The 15647-nt window shown below is 45.8% G+C and carries 16 protein-coding genes; 10 read left to right on the forward strand and 6 right to left on the reverse strand.

All coding sequences use genetic code 11. The features are described from left to right. The first annotated feature begins 36 nt into the window (after positions 1-36). Positions 37-1506 (forward strand): tRNA uracil 4-sulfurtransferase ThiI, encoded by a 1470-nt coding sequence (gene thiI / locus ACRC53_RS06000; RefSeq protein ID WP_438642610.1) that lies wholly within the window; start codon positions 37-39, stop codon positions 1504-1506. A 138-nt stretch (positions 1507-1644) separates the two neighbouring features. Here thiI and ACRC53_RS06005 read toward each other — a convergent pair whose 3' ends face one another. Then, the gene (locus ACRC53_RS06005) at positions 1645-2580 is read right to left on the reverse strand and encodes a 2-dehydropantoate 2-reductase (RefSeq protein ID WP_438642716.1); all 936 of its coding nucleotides are present in this window, start codon (positions 2578-2580) and stop codon (positions 1645-1647) included. Positions 2581-2650: 70 nt separating this feature from the next. On the opposite strand from ACRC53_RS06005, the gene ACRC53_RS06010 reads away from it, so the two are divergent. Next, positions 2651-3142, forward strand: coding sequence for a YajQ family cyclic di-GMP-binding protein (locus ACRC53_RS06010; RefSeq protein ID WP_438623736.1), 492 nt, complete (start codon positions 2651-2653; stop codon positions 3140-3142). A gap of 198 nt (positions 3143-3340) precedes the next feature. Here ACRC53_RS06010 and ACRC53_RS06015 read toward each other — a convergent pair whose 3' ends face one another. The 5 genes from ACRC53_RS06015 to ACRC53_RS06035 all read right to left on the reverse strand — a co-directional run bounded on the left by ACRC53_RS06015 (position 3341) and on the right by ACRC53_RS06035 (position 7564). Then, positions 3341-4072 carry an outer membrane protein OmpK gene (locus tag ACRC53_RS06015; RefSeq protein WP_438642611.1) on the reverse strand — a complete coding sequence of 244 codons (732 nt, stop codon included), beginning with the start codon at positions 4070-4072 and terminating at the stop codon, positions 3341-3343. 219 nt (positions 4073-4291) lie between these two features. After that, positions 4292-5659 carry an AmpG family muropeptide MFS transporter gene (locus tag ACRC53_RS06020; protein ID WP_438642612.1) on the reverse strand — a complete coding sequence of 456 codons (1368 nt, stop codon included), beginning with the start codon at positions 5657-5659 and terminating at the stop codon, positions 4292-4294. A 245-nt stretch (positions 5660-5904) separates the two neighbouring features. Then, the gene (locus ACRC53_RS06025) at positions 5905-6237 is read right to left on the reverse strand and encodes a hypothetical protein (protein ID WP_438642613.1); all 333 of its coding nucleotides are present in this window, start codon (positions 6235-6237) and stop codon (positions 5905-5907) included. A gap of 108 nt (positions 6238-6345) precedes the next feature. After that, complete coding sequence (locus tag ACRC53_RS06030; protein ID WP_438642614.1) at positions 6346-6888, reverse strand: peptidylprolyl isomerase; 543 nt, start codon at positions 6886-6888, stop codon at positions 6346-6348. A gap of 91 nt (positions 6889-6979) precedes the next feature. After that, positions 6980-7564: a YajG family lipoprotein gene (locus ACRC53_RS06035; RefSeq protein WP_438642615.1), complete on the reverse strand. Its 585-nt coding sequence runs from the start codon at positions 7562-7564 to the stop codon at positions 6980-6982. Between the two features lie 294 nt (positions 7565-7858). Here ACRC53_RS06035 and bolA point away from each other — a divergent pair, with 294 nt between their 5' ends. From bolA to ACRC53_RS06075, 8 genes are all read left to right on the forward strand, one after another. Continuing rightward, positions 7859-8188 carry a transcriptional regulator BolA gene (bolA, locus tag ACRC53_RS06040; protein WP_438642616.1) on the forward strand — a complete coding sequence of 110 codons (330 nt, stop codon included), beginning with the start codon at positions 7859-7861 and terminating at the stop codon, positions 8186-8188. Between the two features lie 579 nt (positions 8189-8767). Continuing rightward, on the forward strand, positions 8768-10111 hold the full coding sequence (locus ACRC53_RS06045) for a Na(+)-translocating NADH-quinone reductase subunit A (protein WP_438642717.1): 1344 nt from the start codon (positions 8768-8770) through the stop codon (positions 10109-10111). Positions 10112-10116: 5 nt separating this feature from the next. Next, positions 10117-11361 (forward strand): NADH:ubiquinone reductase (Na(+)-transporting) subunit B, encoded by a 1245-nt coding sequence (locus ACRC53_RS06050; protein WP_438642617.1) that lies wholly within the window; start codon positions 10117-10119, stop codon positions 11359-11361. Next, a complete protein-coding gene (locus ACRC53_RS06055; RefSeq protein ID WP_438642618.1) occupies positions 11354-12133 on the forward strand; it encodes a Na(+)-translocating NADH-quinone reductase subunit C in 780 nt (259 codons plus the stop codon). The genes ACRC53_RS06050 and ACRC53_RS06055 overlap by 8 nt, the downstream gene beginning before the upstream one ends. After that, the gene (locus tag ACRC53_RS06060; RefSeq protein ID WP_438642619.1) at positions 12126-12755 is read left to right on the forward strand and encodes an NADH:ubiquinone reductase (Na(+)-transporting) subunit D; all 630 of its coding nucleotides are present in this window, start codon (positions 12126-12128) and stop codon (positions 12753-12755) included. Before ACRC53_RS06055 ends, ACRC53_RS06060 begins: the two co-directional genes overlap by 8 nt. Positions 12756-12761: 6 nt before the next feature. Continuing rightward, positions 12762-13358 (forward strand): NADH:ubiquinone reductase (Na(+)-transporting) subunit E, encoded by a 597-nt coding sequence (gene nqrE / locus ACRC53_RS06065; RefSeq protein WP_438635327.1) that lies wholly within the window; start codon positions 12762-12764, stop codon positions 13356-13358. 23 nt (positions 13359-13381) lie between these two features. After that, positions 13382-14605 carry an NADH:ubiquinone reductase (Na(+)-transporting) subunit F gene (nqrF, locus tag ACRC53_RS06070; RefSeq protein ID WP_438623747.1) on the forward strand — a complete coding sequence of 408 codons (1224 nt, stop codon included), beginning with the start codon at positions 13382-13384 and terminating at the stop codon, positions 14603-14605. Between the two features lie 9 nt (positions 14606-14614). Next, positions 14615-15643 (forward strand): FAD:protein FMN transferase, encoded by a 1029-nt coding sequence (locus tag ACRC53_RS06075; protein WP_438642620.1) that lies wholly within the window; start codon positions 14615-14617, stop codon positions 15641-15643. Positions 15644-15647 lie beyond the last annotated feature (4 nt).

A 15647-nucleotide genomic window follows, 5' to 3' on the forward strand; every position in this document is an offset into this window, starting at 1 on the left:
GCACTCCTCTCACCTCTTATGTGTTACTGAAAGAATATGAAATTTATCATTAAGCTGTTTCCTGAAATCATGATCAAAAGCGAGTCAGTCCGTCTGCGCTTTATTAAAATTCTGACTGGCAACATCCGTACTGTACTGAAAAGGCAGGATGAAACGCTGGCCGTTGTCCGGCGCTGGGATCATATTGAAGTTCGCTCTAAGGATAATAGTGCTGAAAATCACGCACGTTTACTAGAAGGGTTGATGGAAACACCCGGTATCCACCATGTTCTGGAAGTGGAAGAGAGCGAATATACTGATCTACATGATATTTTTGAGAAAACATTAGCCGCAAACCGTGCCGAGTTAGAAGGTAAAACCTTCAGTGTGCGTGTAAAGCGCAAAGGAAAGCAGAGCTTTAATTCACTGGAAGTTGAGCGGTATGTGGGCGGTGGATTGAACCAGCACATTGAAACGGCCTCGGTTAACTTAAGCCAACCTGATGTGGTAGTACGTCTTGAAATTGATAATAATCTGCTGCGTTTAGTCAAAGCACGTTATGAAGGTATTGGTGGCTACCCGATTGGTACGCAAGAGGATGTTCTCTCACTGGTATCGGGCGGTTTTGACTCAGGGGTATCGAGCTATATGCTGATGCGCCGTGGTTGCCGTGTGCACTACTGTTTCTTTAATCTTGGGGGTTCAGCCCATGAGATTGGCGTGAAACAGGTCTCGCATTATCTGTGGAATCGTTTTGGCTCATCCCATAAAGTGCGTTTTTGTGCCATTAACTTTGAACCTGTTGTAGGTGAGATTTTAGAAAAAGTTGAAGATGGCCAGATGGGGGTTATCCTCAAGCGCATGATGATGCGTGCTGCCTCTCAAGTGGCTGAGCGTTTTGGTATTCAGGCACTGGTGACCGGTGAAGCACTTGGGCAAGTCTCTAGCCAGACCCTGACTAATTTGCGTCTGATTGATAATGTAACCGATACGCTAATTTTGCGCCCGCTGATTTCACATGACAAAGAGCATATCATCAAGCTGGCTCGCCAAATTGGTACGGAAGACTTTGCCAAAACCATGCCTGAGTTTTGTGGTGTGATCTCAAAAAGCCCAACTGTAAAAGCCGTGAAAACCAAGATTGAAGAGGAAGAGGGCAAGTTTGATTTTGCCATTCTCGACAATGTGGTAGAAAACGCAAAATACATGGATATCCGTGATATAGCAGAGCAGGCTAAAGAGCAAGTTCCTGAAGTTGAAACGGTTGATGCCTTTAGCGCCGGTGAGGTAATTTTAGATATTCGCAGCCCGGAAGAAGAGGAAGAGAGCCCGTTAAAAGCTGAGGGTGTTCTTGCCGGTGTTGAGTTACAAAAAATGCCGTTTTATAAGCTTTCCAGCCAGTTTGATACGTTGGATCAGAGTAAAACCTACTTACTGTTTTGTGATCGTGGCGTAATGAGCAAACTGCAGGCGCTCTATCTGCGTGAAAAAGGCTTTATGAATGTGAAGGTATATCGCCGCGCGTAATGCTAGGCTAGCAATACAAAAAAACAGCACACAGTGGAAGCTTTTTTCCTGTGTGCTGTTTTTTATGGTGGTTTTCCTTCCTCATAATATTTTCTCTAATCTCTAATCTCTAATCTCTAATCTCTAATCTTGTCCGTTCTATTGTATTTGCTGCTGCATAATAGCCTGATACAGCGCCGAGTTTGCCGGTGTGGGAATATTCAATTGACGGGCTTGTTCCAGCAGATAACCGGTAATAAAGGCAATTTCAGTCTCTCTGCCTTTGGCAATATCCTGCTGCATAGAGGAGTAGTTTTCTGCCGTTGCATCAATGACCTGCATCACTTGTTGATACAGCGTATGGGTATCTGCGGGTAATCCGAGGGCATTCATGACGGTAGCCACTTCTGTGCACAGTGTTCGGATCTCATCAGGAAACGCGCGCAGCGTCCCGTTACGACAGTTTTTTAACGCAGTCAGCGGGTTGATGGCGCAGTTAATAGCCAGCTTTTGCCATAAAAATGGCCGAATATCTTGATGCGCGCTGACGGTAGGCAGGGCCGCATCTAATGTGTTGGCCAGCGCAGTGCTGTAAGCATGTCCGCGCGGGTTGATTCCACCAATATGGGTCGCTCCTACACCTGTATGGCGTACGGTGTGCTGGTTGACGCGCAGCGCGCCATGTGTGGTAATCCCCTGTAAAAGCGGTTGTTTTATTGACTGATACATCGCCTCTGGCACACTGCCCATACCGTTGTGTAGCAGCAGTATTGGGCAATCGGCGGGCAGCGTGTGAAGTAGCGTCAGCAGTGCCGGTTGCACGCTGCCAGCTTTGAGCGTCACCAGTAACAATTGGCTGTGTGCCAGATGATCTTTCTGGTTGACCGGAAAAACCTGTGGCACAGCAGGTGGGCGGTGGTGATCCGAGAAAGAATTATTGAGTTTCTCAGTATACGACTGAGAGTTTTCGGCTAGCATACAGTGCCAGTTTGTGTGTGGCTGGCGTAGCCAGCCTTGTACCGAGTGGCCTGCGGCGGCCAGTTTTAGCATCCAGAGCTGCCCGATAGCGCCACAACCGAGTACAGTAATTTTCATCATGGTTTTCCGCCTTGCCTGCAGTTCTGCTATCATGCCAGTTGTTGTTGATTAAGTAGAGAGAGCCGTCATGCCTTCTTTTGATATTGTCTCTGAAATTGATTCTCAGGAAGCCCGTAACGCAGTAAATAATGCGAATAAGGCACTGGAAAGCCGTTATGATTTTCGTAATGTCACAGCCAGCATTGAGTTGAACGAGAAAAACCAAACCATCAAAGTCTCAACTGAGTCTGATTTCCAAGTTCAGCAACTGATGGAAATTCTGCGCAGTGCACTGGTAAAGCGTGATATTCAAAATGGCGCACTTGAAGAGCCCGAAGCCTGTGAGCACAGCGGTAAAACCTTCAGCAAAGAGGTGAAGCTCAAGCAGGGAATTGAAACCGAGATGGCGAAGAAAATCGTCAAATTGATTAAAGATTCCAAGATCAAAGTGCAGGCGCAAATTCAAGGCGAGCAGGTGCGTGTAACCGGAAAAGCCCGTGATGATCTGCAAGCGGTAATGGCACTGATCCGAGCATCTGAACTGGGGCAGCCGTTCCAGTTTAATAACTTCCGTGATTAATGGCTGATTGAATATAGAACAAATAACATCATGTCAGTGCAAGGGTGTAATACATATAAATAGCGTAAAAATATGCAGTGAACCTTTTAACGAGCATGGTGAGGTGATAAAAAACGCAGTCAATGAAATTCACTGGCTGCGTTTTTTTTATTGTCTGGGTTTATTACGCTATTTTATGTTTATTTGTATCGCGTTTGATCAGAAGAAAAATTTCACACTATAGATAATCGCGTCTTGATATGCCGGGCTGCCAAGCTTTTTATCTGCATAGCGATACTGTATACCTGTAGTAATGTGTGGTGTTGCATTCCACCATATCGCTAACGCACCGTTTAGCCCCTCTTTCCCACCATTACCATAACCGACATTACGCGCGAAATCGTATTCGTTCCAGTTAGTGATAAGAAACTTCTGATCGGCAATAGAGAAATCATATCCGGCAACCCAGCCAAACATATAACCATTATCACCGTTAAAGAAGGTATTATTTGTATAGTTTGCAGCCAAAAATGGTTTTGCCCAAAAGTTACCGATGCTGAAATTATAGCCAACACCGTAAATAAAGTTTTGTTCATTAAAACCGTCAGAATGAGTACCGTAAAAGTGCCCATACAAGTTAAAACCACTATTCCCTAAATAGTAGCGTACAGTTCCTTTTGCTGAGACACGAAAACTGCGGCCATCTTCACGATCATAGCTGTGTGTTGGATTTTCTAGATCCAAAAAGCCGTATACCTCGCCCCAATTGTAACCTGCGCCACCCTCTAGTTCTAAATACGGGAAGTCTTTTTTACCGCTTTTATTGGTCGTACGGCTGCTCCAATCTAGGTAGTTAACGCTGACATCAGCAAAACTGTAAATAGGATCTGCGTTAGTAGAGACAGATGCCATAACAGTGAGAGCAGATAAACTAACAAGACTTTTGCGCATGAGAACCTCAGTAAACAACCCGTAGGTATAAAAACATGATTGCAGGTAGGCTGCAAAACGGGCACATAATAAAAGCCCTTCTCGTTAGAGGGAAGAGCTTTAGTGATTGAGTTCTCGATTTTTGTGATAGGTTGCGCAATCGATAACGCCATTTGTGATGCCTATCACCAGATTAGCGCCTATTTTCGTGCAAAACAGCTCTTATCGATCTTTGCGTCATTATTTAGGCTGAAGGTTATCTGGTTGCTCATGATCTTGGGTTAAGGCTGAAAAGCGTTTGCCCACATAAAGTAATAGAATCAAACCAGGGATAACCATCAGTGATGTGCAGATAAAAAATAGTGACCAGTTACCGTGCAGGCGGTCAACCATTTCACCGCTAAATGAAGAGAGCGTAGTGCGGCCTAAATTACCAAGTGATGAAAGTAGCGCATATTGCGTGGCCGAGAATGCACGCCCACTAAGCCAGCTAAGGAAAGAGACAAACGCAACGGATGAGAAAGCACTGGTAAAGTTATCAACTAAAATAGTGGCTGCAAAGAGGTGTTCATTTGGCCCGACGGTTGCAATCCAAGCAAACATCAAATTACTACCTGCCATTGCGATGCCACCAATGAGCAAGCCACGTACAATGCCAAATCGAACATTTAGCGCACTGCCCATCAGTGTAAACACCACCATAGCAAACCAGCCAATCAACTTTGAGTAGTGGGCTATTTGTTCGTTGCTAAAACCGATCTCTTTATAAAAGGTAATCGACATCCGGCCAAGAAATGCTTCACCAATTTTAAACAAGAAAACAAAACTGATAATCGACAGGGCAATTGACGTACCATTACGGCGGAAAAACTCAGCAAACGGCTCAATAACAGTAACGGCAAGCCAAGTAATCATTCGGTTATTGTGCAGGTGTTTTGCATATTGCTGTTCAGCTTTAACCTGTAGGTGCTCACGCCCTGTTTCAGGCTCTGGGGCTAATAGAACGCCACTTAACCATACAAGGCTAATTACAGCCATACCTAGATACACATGTTGCCAGCCATAACGGTCAGCATAGCTAAATGCCAGATAACCTGGCAGTGAATAACCGGTCCACCACCCGATCACTGCCATGGCTGACCCCTGTGGGAGTAATGCTTTATCATGGCAGAGCGTATCAATACGATATGCATCTATTGCGATATCTTGTGTTGAAGATGCCACAGCAATGGTCAAGGCCAGTATTGCTGTCCACAACAGGGAATTAGCTGGGTTTGTAAACGCAATACCAACAGTAGCGAGCAAAATCAGCAATTGCATCAAGCAAATCCAACTGCGGCGCTGCCCAAGCCTAGCGTGTAAAAAGGGTAATTTTACGCGGTCAATCAGCGGTGCCCACATGAAATGAATTGCATACACCACAAAAATTGAGCCAAAAAATCCAATTGTTGAGCGAGAAACTCCTGCATCTTGCAGCCATCCACTCATGCTTGAACCAATCAGAACCCACGGAAAACCGCTGGAGCAGCCTAATAGAAAGATCCAGAGCAATCGGATATCCGCATAGCTTTTCAGCATACTGCGCAGTTTCGAGATAGATGATGACATACAGGGGTCTCTTTTTAACGTCTTGTTGGTCAACACTGTGGGTATTTGACCTGCATCGTAAGCAACAAAATCAGTATTCGAAGCTCTGTTTAAGACTATATAAACGGTGATTTATTTGAAAGGCTAGCATTATTCTGCCAGAGGAGGAAAGCTAAGGTGTTAAGAGTATAAAAATGTAAAACCGCACTTAACATTACGAGCAGCGTTTTGTGCTGATATATGAGTAATTCCGTATGTAAACGAGGCTAAGGACGAACACCTTTAATTGTCGAGGGAAGCGGCAATTGCTCATTAAGTGTATGAATACATGCTTGGATTCGTGTGCGTAAAAATCGATTACCACGAAGGGTTGATAATGGTGTTGTCTCTATCAGCGCCATGGCATACCAAAATGCATGTTCATTTGCAGTCAGTGGTTGTTGTGCTTTTGAAGCATAATCAGCCCACCAGTGATGTAAAATATCATCACAAAAAAGTTGAAGTTGTTCAGGATCAGCATTGCCAAGCAAAATTAACTGTAACTGTTTGGCAAGGGCTTTACTGTATAACAGACTAAAAGTGTCAGCAGAGATTGGCATAATCACTCACTGAAAGAGGTAAAAAGAGTGCCAAAAGCATAAAGCAGTAAGAGAACTTTATGCTTTCGATTTCAACGTGCAGTAAAACTGATTTTTTTATTAAGTGAATTAATGCGTTACACTCACTTTTTCAATGATAATCGGTGTTTCTGGGACATCAGCCATACCACCTTTGCGAGTGGTGCTGACAGCGGCAATTTTCTCAACAACATCCATACCTTTTACTACATCACCAAAAACAGCATAACCGGGGCGACCAGGAGCATTGTCTAGCATAGTATTGTTGCTTACATTGATAAAAAATTGACGCGTTGCCGAGTCAGGGTCAGAGGTTCTGGCCATTGCAATACTGCCATAACGGTTAGATAGCTGATTACTTGACTCATTTACCACCGGTTCATACGTTGGGCGAGGACGCAAATCTGCATCCATTCCACCGCCTTGGATCATAAACCCAGCAATAACACGATGAAATTGTGTACCCGCATAGCTACCATCATCAACATAGCGTAAAAAATTGGCGACCGTTTTCGGGGCTGCCTTTTCATTCAAATTGATAACAATATCGCCTAAATTAGTGGTCATTGTGACAGTCGGGGCTGCCCATGCAGAGCTCGCACAACAAATCAGCAGCAAAAGAAGTTTTTTCATTGTCATTATTATCCTGTATTAACTTGTATGCCCTATATCATGCGATAGAGGGCCTGATAATCAGTAAAAAGTGCGAGATAAACAGTATAAATTACGCACTTTGCCGAATATAAGTATTAATACTATCATCTTGTGCCATATCTGAAATCACGGAAGTAAGTACTTCATTAATGGCTTTGCTAATATCGGTGTTTTTTGCACCTAATGGGCCTTGTACAGTATAGCTGGCACGAAATTCTTTAATCATTTCACCGTGACTGGTGCGAGTGATAATTTTGACTTTAGCCTTGGTGGTGATGTTGTGGCGTAAATTACCCTCTTGCACATCGGCATATACTTCAACGGGGATAATTTGTAATGACGCTTTGCCGTTATCACCCAGCATATAGCCACGTTTTTGCATCTGCTTCTCTAGAGTCTCTTGCAGTAAAAAGCGAATATCACGCGAAGCATAGAGTGGTTCAGGTTTACCTTCTGCGCGATGAACCATTGCTAGATAAGGCTGCGAACGCTGATCTGAGCTGCTAATTGAAACTGTTGCACCCATTAGCGTTGGGTCTTGTTGCGGTAACGCAATCGGTGGGTTAACTGCAATGGAGTTGTTTGGTTGGTTGATGCAGCCAGCAAGAGTTAACACTGCAATAAGAGGAATAAGTACTTTTGTTAGTGTGTTCATACTGCGCAAATCCTTAGCGTAAAAATAACGTAAAATCAATTTTGTATCATAAACAACCGCTTCTATAGGGAAAAGAGCGTGGAGCGATTAATTTTATTTATAGAGGAAGAGGGGCACAGTTCTGCGTGCAAGGTCGCTATTTTTAGGGGCAATTGAATACACGATATTCAGCAAAAATGGGGTTTGTGATTCTGATTTACGTTTTTATCTACATCTGCCACTATTTCGTTCACTCTTTTTAAGTACCGAGAGTTTTAAGTACAGAAAGTGTCACATTTTTAAAGGGATCTCACCATGATGTATGATCAAATCGTCGCGAAACTTAACGCTGCATTTGTGCCTGCGTATTTGCAAGTCACTAATGAGAGTCATCAACATAATGTCCCCATAGGCTCAGAGAGCCATTTTAAGGTTGTTATTGTCTGTGCAGCATTTGAGGGGCAGCGTTTACTTGCTCGGCATCGGGCAGTCAATACTGTCTTAGCTGATGAGCTTGCTCACTCTATTCATGCGCTGGCTTTGCACACTTATACAGTAGAAGAGTGGGCTGATATTGCTGACAATGTGCCTCAATCACCAGTATGCCATGGTGGTAGTGTCGCTGATCGTGCAGAAAAATCATAATATTCCCTGCCTCTTTTTCATGTCTCTCGTTCTTTTTTAGCGCCCAAAGAAAGTGCTGTGGGCGCTGTTAAAATCAATATAACAATGTGTCTGTAATTTATTCTCTATAGAGATAGAGAGTATGACACTTGTTTCTTTTGTTAAATCCGTGTTTTATTTTATATATTGCCAGATATTTCATCTGTTATTTTTTGTGTGATAATAAATCTGGAGCTTTGATGTTTTCAGGTTGAGGTGTTGATCACATTATTGAATATTGGTCGCTCTAAACTCCTATTTTTACCTCAATTTTGTGCCGTTTAAGGCAGAGTTAACCACTTTGAGAATGGCATCAAGGGAGGCAAAAATGCTAAAATGTATCCCTTGTAATAGGTTTACATCTGTTACGGCTGTAGCGAAAGTTTTAAAGAGTTCAACAGCGGGAGCTGCGGTGAGCTAACTGTGAAATGGCTGGATGATTTTTGCGAAATAGCTTAGATAAACCCCAATTCCCTACAGGCTCGGGTGAAGGACGTCAGGATGTCGTTTCTTACTCGGACAAATCTTTCTTTCCTTCCCGATAAAGTAGTGCTAGTGAATATGATTACAATTACAAAGGGTCTGGATCTCCCTGTTGCGGGTGTACCGACGCAAGTAATCCACGATGGCCCAACCATCAACCAAGTTGCTACGCTAGGCGAAGAGTACATTGGTATGCGCCCTACCATGCATGTGCATGAAGGGGATGTGGTAAAAAAAGGTCAGGTTCTGTTTGAAGACAAAAAGAACCTCGGCGTGAAATTTACTGCACCTGCCAGTGGAACCGTGGTTGCTATTAACCGCGGCGCAAAGCGTGTTCTTCAATCTGTTGTGATTGCTGTTGAAGGCAATGAGCAGGTTACGTTTACTCAATACCCGATTGAGCAACTGAGCTCGCTGGATCGCCAGCAAGTAAAAGATAACTTGATCGCATCTGGCCTGTGGACTGCACTGCGTACTCGCCCGTTCAGCAAAGCACCGGCAGTAGACAGTGAAGCTGTCGCCATTTTTGTTACAGCAATGGATACTAATCCATTGGCGGCCAACCCTGAAGTGGTGATCAACGAGCAAGCCGACGCTTTTGTGCACGGCCTGACTGTACTGACTTGCCTGACTGACGGCAAAGTGCACCTGTGCAAAGCACCAGGCGCAAAAATTCCGTTTACAACGGATGCTCAGGTTGTGATTACTGAATTTGCAGGCCCTCATCCAGCGGGTTTAGCCGGTACGCATATTCACTTCCTTGAGCCTGTTAGTTTGAATAAAACCGTATGGAGCATTGGCTATCAAGATGTGATCGCTATCGGGAAGTTGTTCACTACCGGTGAACTGTACACTGACCGTGTGATTGCTTTAGCTGGCCCGCAGGTGAAAAAACCGCGTTTGCTGCGTACCTGTATCGGTGCAAGTGTTGATCAGCTGATCAAGGGTGAGCTGAACGACGGTGATAACCGTGTGATCTCCGGTTCTGTACTGAACGGAACGATTGCTGCAGGTCCACACGCCTTTTTAGGCCGTTTCCACAATCAGATCTCTGTATTGCTGGAAGGGCGCGAAAAAGAGTTCATGGGCTGGCTGGTACCGGGTATCAATAAATACTCCGCGACCCGCACAACATTGGCACATCTGTTCAAAAAGCATCTGTTTAAATTCACCACAGCAACACAGGGCAGTGAACGCTCTATGGTGCCGATTGGTAGCTATGAGCGCATTATGCCGCTGGACATTCTACCAACGCTGTTGCTGCGTGATCTGATCGTGGGTGATACCGATGGTGCTCAGACACTGGGTTGCTTAGAGCTGGATGAAGAAGATTTGGCGCTGTGTACCTTTGTGTGTCCTGGCAAGTATGAATATGCCCCAATCTTGCGCGATGTACTGACCAAGATTGAGAAGGAAGGTTAATCGAGATGGGTTTGAAACACGCTCTTGAAAAGCTCGAACATCATTTTGAGCCTGGCGGCAAGTACGAAAAGTTCTATGCCGTATATGAAGCTGTTGCCACCATTTTCTATACGCCGGGTACTGTAACCCGCACATCTGCCCACGTTCGTGACGGGGTAGATTTGAAGCGTATTATGATCATGGTGTGGGTAGCCGTTTTCCCAGCCCTGTTTTGGGGTCTGTATAATGCTGGTGCACAAGCCATTTTAGCCCTGAACCATTTGTATGGTGCAGAGCAACTTGCGCAAGCTGTTGCGGCAGACTGGCACTACTCACTGGTGGAATTGCTGGGCGGTTCAATGACCGCAGCAGATGCAGGTTGGGGCAGTAAAATGCTGCTGGGCGCAACCTACTTCCTGCCAATTTTTGCCGTGGTGTTTGCCGTTGGTGCAACATGGGAAGTGCTGTTTGCGATTGTTCGCGGGCACGAAGTTAACGAAGGCTTCTTCGTTACCTCTATCCTGTTTGCGTTGATTGTGCCACCAACACTGCCACTGTGGCAGGCTGCATTGGGTATCAGTTTCGGTGTGGTGGTTGCCAAAGAGATCTTTGGTGGTACTGGCCGTAACTTCTTAAACCCTGCTCTGGCTGGCCGTGCATTCCTGTTCTTTGCCTATCCAGCACAAATTTCAGGTGATTTGGTCTGGACTGCGGCTGATGGCTTCTCTGGTGCAACAGCTCTGTCTCAGTGGGCAAGTGGTGGCCAAAGTGGCTTGATCCACAATGCAACAGGGCAGGCTATCACGTGGTTTGATGCTTTCCTTGGCAACATCCCAGGCTCTATCGGTGAAGTATCAACCCTGATGATTTTGCTGGGTGCAGCATTCCTGATTTATATCCGTGTAGCGTCATGGCGCATCATTGCGGGTGTGATGATCGGTATGGTTGTAACCTCAACGCTGTTTAACCTGATTGGCTCAACGACTAACCCAATGTTCGCGATGCCGTGGTATTGGCATCTGGTTCTGGGTGGTTTTGCGTTCGGTATGGCGTTCATGGCAACTGACCCAGTTTCTGCCTCTTTTACTGATAAAGGTAAGTGGTGGTATGGCGCGCTGATTGGTGTGATGACAGTACTGGTTCGAGTCGTTAACCCAGCATACCCAGAAGGTATGATGTTGGCTATTTTGTTTGCTAACTTGTTTGCACCGATTTTTGACTATCTGGTGGTTCAGGCAAACATTAAGCGGAGGAATGCACGTAATGGCTAAGAGTAACGATAGCATCGCCAAAACGCTGCTGGTGGTGATTTCCCTCAGCTTGGTGTGCTCCATTATTGTTGCCGGTTCTGCGGTAGGCTTAAAGGCCACACAAATCGAGCAAAAACAACTAGATAAGCAACGCAATATTTTATCTGTTGCTGGCTTGCTGACCCCTAACGTGAACGTAAAAGAGACCTTTACCCAGTTTATCGAACCGCGTTTGGTTGATCTGGCTACCGGTAACTTTGTTGAGGGTGATGCAGCTACTTTTGATCAGCGTGCGGCGGATAAAGATCCAAAGCAAAGCATCAGTATTCCAGCCGATCAAGACAAGGCGAAGATTAAGCGCCGTGCCAATGTTTCAGCGGTGTATCTGGTGAAAAATGCTGAAGGTAAAGTGACCGAAGTGGTTCTGCCAGTACACGGTACTGGTTTGTGGTCAATGATGTACGCTTTTCTGGCTGTTGAAACTGACGGTAATACCGTAAAAGGCATCACCTATTATGACCAAGGGGAAACTCCGGGTCTGGGCGGCGAAATTGAAAACCCGAACTGGCGTAAGCTGTGGGTAGGCAAGAAGCTGTTTGATGTTGACGGTAAGCCGGCAATTCACATTGTCAAAGGGGCAGCACTGCCAAACGATCCATATGCGATTGATGGCTTATCAGGTGCAACCCTGACCGGTAACGGCGTGCAAAACACGTTTGACTATTGGTTAAGCGCCAATGGCTATGGTCCGTTTCTGACCAAAGTACGCGCTGGAGAGTTGAACAATGGTTGATAACAAAGAAATGAAAAAGCTGCTAGTCGGCCCGATCATGGACAATAACCCGATTGCACTGCAAATTTTGGGTATCTGTTCTGCATTGGCGGTCACCACCAAGATGGAAACCGCGTTTGTTATGACGCTGGCAGTGACCGTGGTGACTGCATTTTCCAACTTGTTTATCTCACTGATTCGTCATCACATTCCGAACAGTGTGCGAATTATCGTGCAAATGGCGATTATCGCATCACTGGTTATTGTGGTCGATCAGGTGCTTAAAGCCTATGCCTATGAGATCTCCAAGCAGTTGTCAGTATTCGTTGGTCTGATTATCACCAACTGTATCGTAATGGGCCGTGCTGAAGCGTATGCGATGAAGTCACCGCCGATGCAAAGCTTCATGGACGGTATCGGTAATGGTTTGGGTTACGGTGCTATCTTGCTGGCGGTTGCCTTTATCCGTGAACTGATCGGTTCAGGTAAACTGTTCGGTATGCCAGTGCTGCCACTGATTCAAGATGGCGGTTGGTATCAGAGTAACGGTATGTTCCTGTTGGCACCGAGTGCGTTCTTTATCATTGGTGGCCTGATTTGGGCAATCCGTACCTATAAGCCTGAACAGAACGAGAAGGAATAACGACAGATGGAACATTATATCAGTCTGTTTGTTCGCTCTATTTTCATTGAAAATATGGCGCTGGGCTTCTTCTTGGGGATGTGTACCTTCTTGGCTGTATCCAAGAAAGTGGCAACCTCATTTGGTCTGGGTATTGCGGTAACGGTTGTACTGGGTATTGCCGTTCCGGTTAACAACTTAGTCTTTAACCTGATCCTCAAAGACGGTGCACTGGTTGCAGGCGTTGATCTGACCTTCCTAAGCTTTATCACCTTTATCGGTGTTATCGCTGCACTGGTACAGATTCTGGAAATGGTGCTGGATAAGTTCTTCCCACCTTTATACAACGCGCTGGGCATTTTCCTGCCGCTGATCACCGTAAACTGTGCGATCTTCGGTGGCGTGTCGTTTATGGTGCAACGTGACTACAACTTCACAGAGTCGATTGTGTATGGTGTAGGTTCCGGTATCGGTTGGATGCTGGCTATCGTGGCACTGGCAGGTCTGCGTGAGAAGATGAAGTACTCCGACGTACCAAAAGGTCTACGTGGTTTAGGTATTACCTTTATCACCGTAGGTCTGATGGCGCTGGGCTTTATGTCTTTCTCCGGTATCCAGTTGTAATCAGGGCGTAGTAGGAACATACGATGGAAATTATTCTTGGCGTAGTCATGTTCACCCTGATCCTGCTGGCGTTGGTTCTGGTAATTTTATTTGCCAAATCCAAGCTGGTAAGCTCTGGTGACATTACGATTGAAATTAACGGTGATCCAAACCTGACCATTAAAACCCAAGCTGGCGGTAAGCTGCTGGGTGCTTTGGCCGGTAACGGGATCTTCGTCTCTTCCGCCTGTGGCGGCGGTGGCTCTTGCGGCCAGTGCCACGCCAAAGTGCTGGAAGGCGGTGGCGATGTGCTGCCAACTGAACTTTCTCACATCACCAAGCGCGATGCAGCCCAAGGTTGCCGTTTAGCGTGTCAGGTGAACGTGAAAGAGAACATGAAAATCGAATTGCCAGAAGAGATCTTTGGCGTGAAGAAGTGGGAATGTGAAGTTATCTCTAACGATAACGTTGCCACTTTCATCAAAGAGCTGGTGATTGCGATTCCGGAAGGGGAAGAAGTGCCTTTCCGTGCCGGTGGTTATATCCAGATTGAAGCGCCTGCGCATCACATCAAATATGCTGATTTTGATGTACCGCAGGAGTACCGCGAAGATTGGGATAAATACAACCTGTTCCGCTATGAGTCTGTGGTTAAAGAGCCGATTATTCGTGCTTACTCGATGGCGAGCTATCCGGAAGAGAAAAGCATCATCATGCTGAACGTGCGTATCGCTACGCCACCGCCAAGCAACCCTGATGCACCTCCGGGTCAGATGTCTTCTTTCATCTGGTCATTGAAAAAGGGTGATAAAGTCACTATTTCTGGTCCATTTGGTGAGTTCTTCGCCAAAGAAACCGAAAATGAGATGGTCTTTATCGGTGGTGGTGCGGGTATGGCTCCAATGCGCTCCCACATTTTCGACCAGCTTAAGCGTTTGCACTCCAAGCGTAAGATGACCTACTGGTACGGTGCGCGTTCTAAGCGTGAAATGTTCTATGTTGAAGACTTCGACATGCTCGCGGCTGAAAACCCGAACTTTACTTGGAACGTAGCACTGTCAGATCCGTTACCGGATGATAACTGGACAGGTTATACTGGTTTCATTCACAACGTAATTTATGAAAATTACCTGCGTGATCATGAAGCACCGGAAGACTGCGAATACTACATGTGCGGCCCGCCGATGATGAATGCTGCGGTCATCAAAATGCTCAAAGATCTGGGCGTTGAAGATGAAAACATTTTGCTGGATGACTTTGGTGGTTGATTCACTGACATGTTAGTAAAAACTAAGCAATGGCTAGCCCTGGTCGGGCTGGCCTTTTTTCTAAGTGGGTGTAATGACAGCACGTCAAACGAGCAAGTCAACCTGCAAGGCCAAACGATGGGTACGTACTACTCCATCAAATACTTAAATCAAAAAGATTTACCGGCGCAAGATGCAGTTCAAGCTGAAATTGATAAGCGTCTTGAGCTGGTCAACGATCAGATGTCGACTTATCGTCCAACCTCTGAACTGAGCCGCTTTAACAGCAGCACCGCGGTAAATACCCCGTTTGCAGTTTCTGCTGATACGGCCAAAGTGGTGCGTGAGGCGCTGCGTATTAATCAGGTGACGCACGGCGCGTTAGATGTCACGGTTGGGCCGTTGGTTAACCTGTGGGGCTTTGGTCCAGAAGGCCGGCCGGATAAAGTACCGTCAGATGACGAGCTGGCCAAACGCCGCGCCCGTATTGGTATTCAATATCTGTCGGTACAGGGTGATGCTTTGGTTAAAGGCATTCCTCCTTTGTATGTTGATCTCTCGTCTATCGCCAAAGGTTTTGGGGTTGATCAGGTCGCTGAATATTTAGCTTCACTGGGTATTCAAAACTACATGGTTGAAATTGGCGGTGAAGTGCGCCTAAAAGGGCATAATGCCAAAGATAAACCATGGCGTATTGCGATAGAAAAACCGATCGCGGGTACTGAGCAAACCGCACAAGAGATTATTGCACCGCTCAATATGGCGATTGCTACCTCCGGTGATTATCGTAACTATTTTGAACAAGATGGTGTTCGTTTCTCGCATACCATTGATCCACGTACCGGAAAACCTATCCAACATAAAATGGTCTCAATCACCGTGATTGCACCAACCTGCATGGAAGCGGATGGCCTATCGACCGGCCTGAACGTTTTGGGTGAAGAAGAAGCACTCAAGGTGGCGAATCAGCACAATATTGCTGCATTCATGGTGATTAAGACCCCAGAGGGTTTCACTGAAGTGGCCTCTGAAGCCTTTAAACCTTATCTGCAAAAATAAGGAG

The sequence above is a fragment of the Plesiomonas sp. genome (assembly GCF_051652165.1).
In the GTDB taxonomy this organism is placed as follows: Bacteria; Pseudomonadota; Gammaproteobacteria; order Enterobacterales; family CAMTGL01; genus Plesiomonas.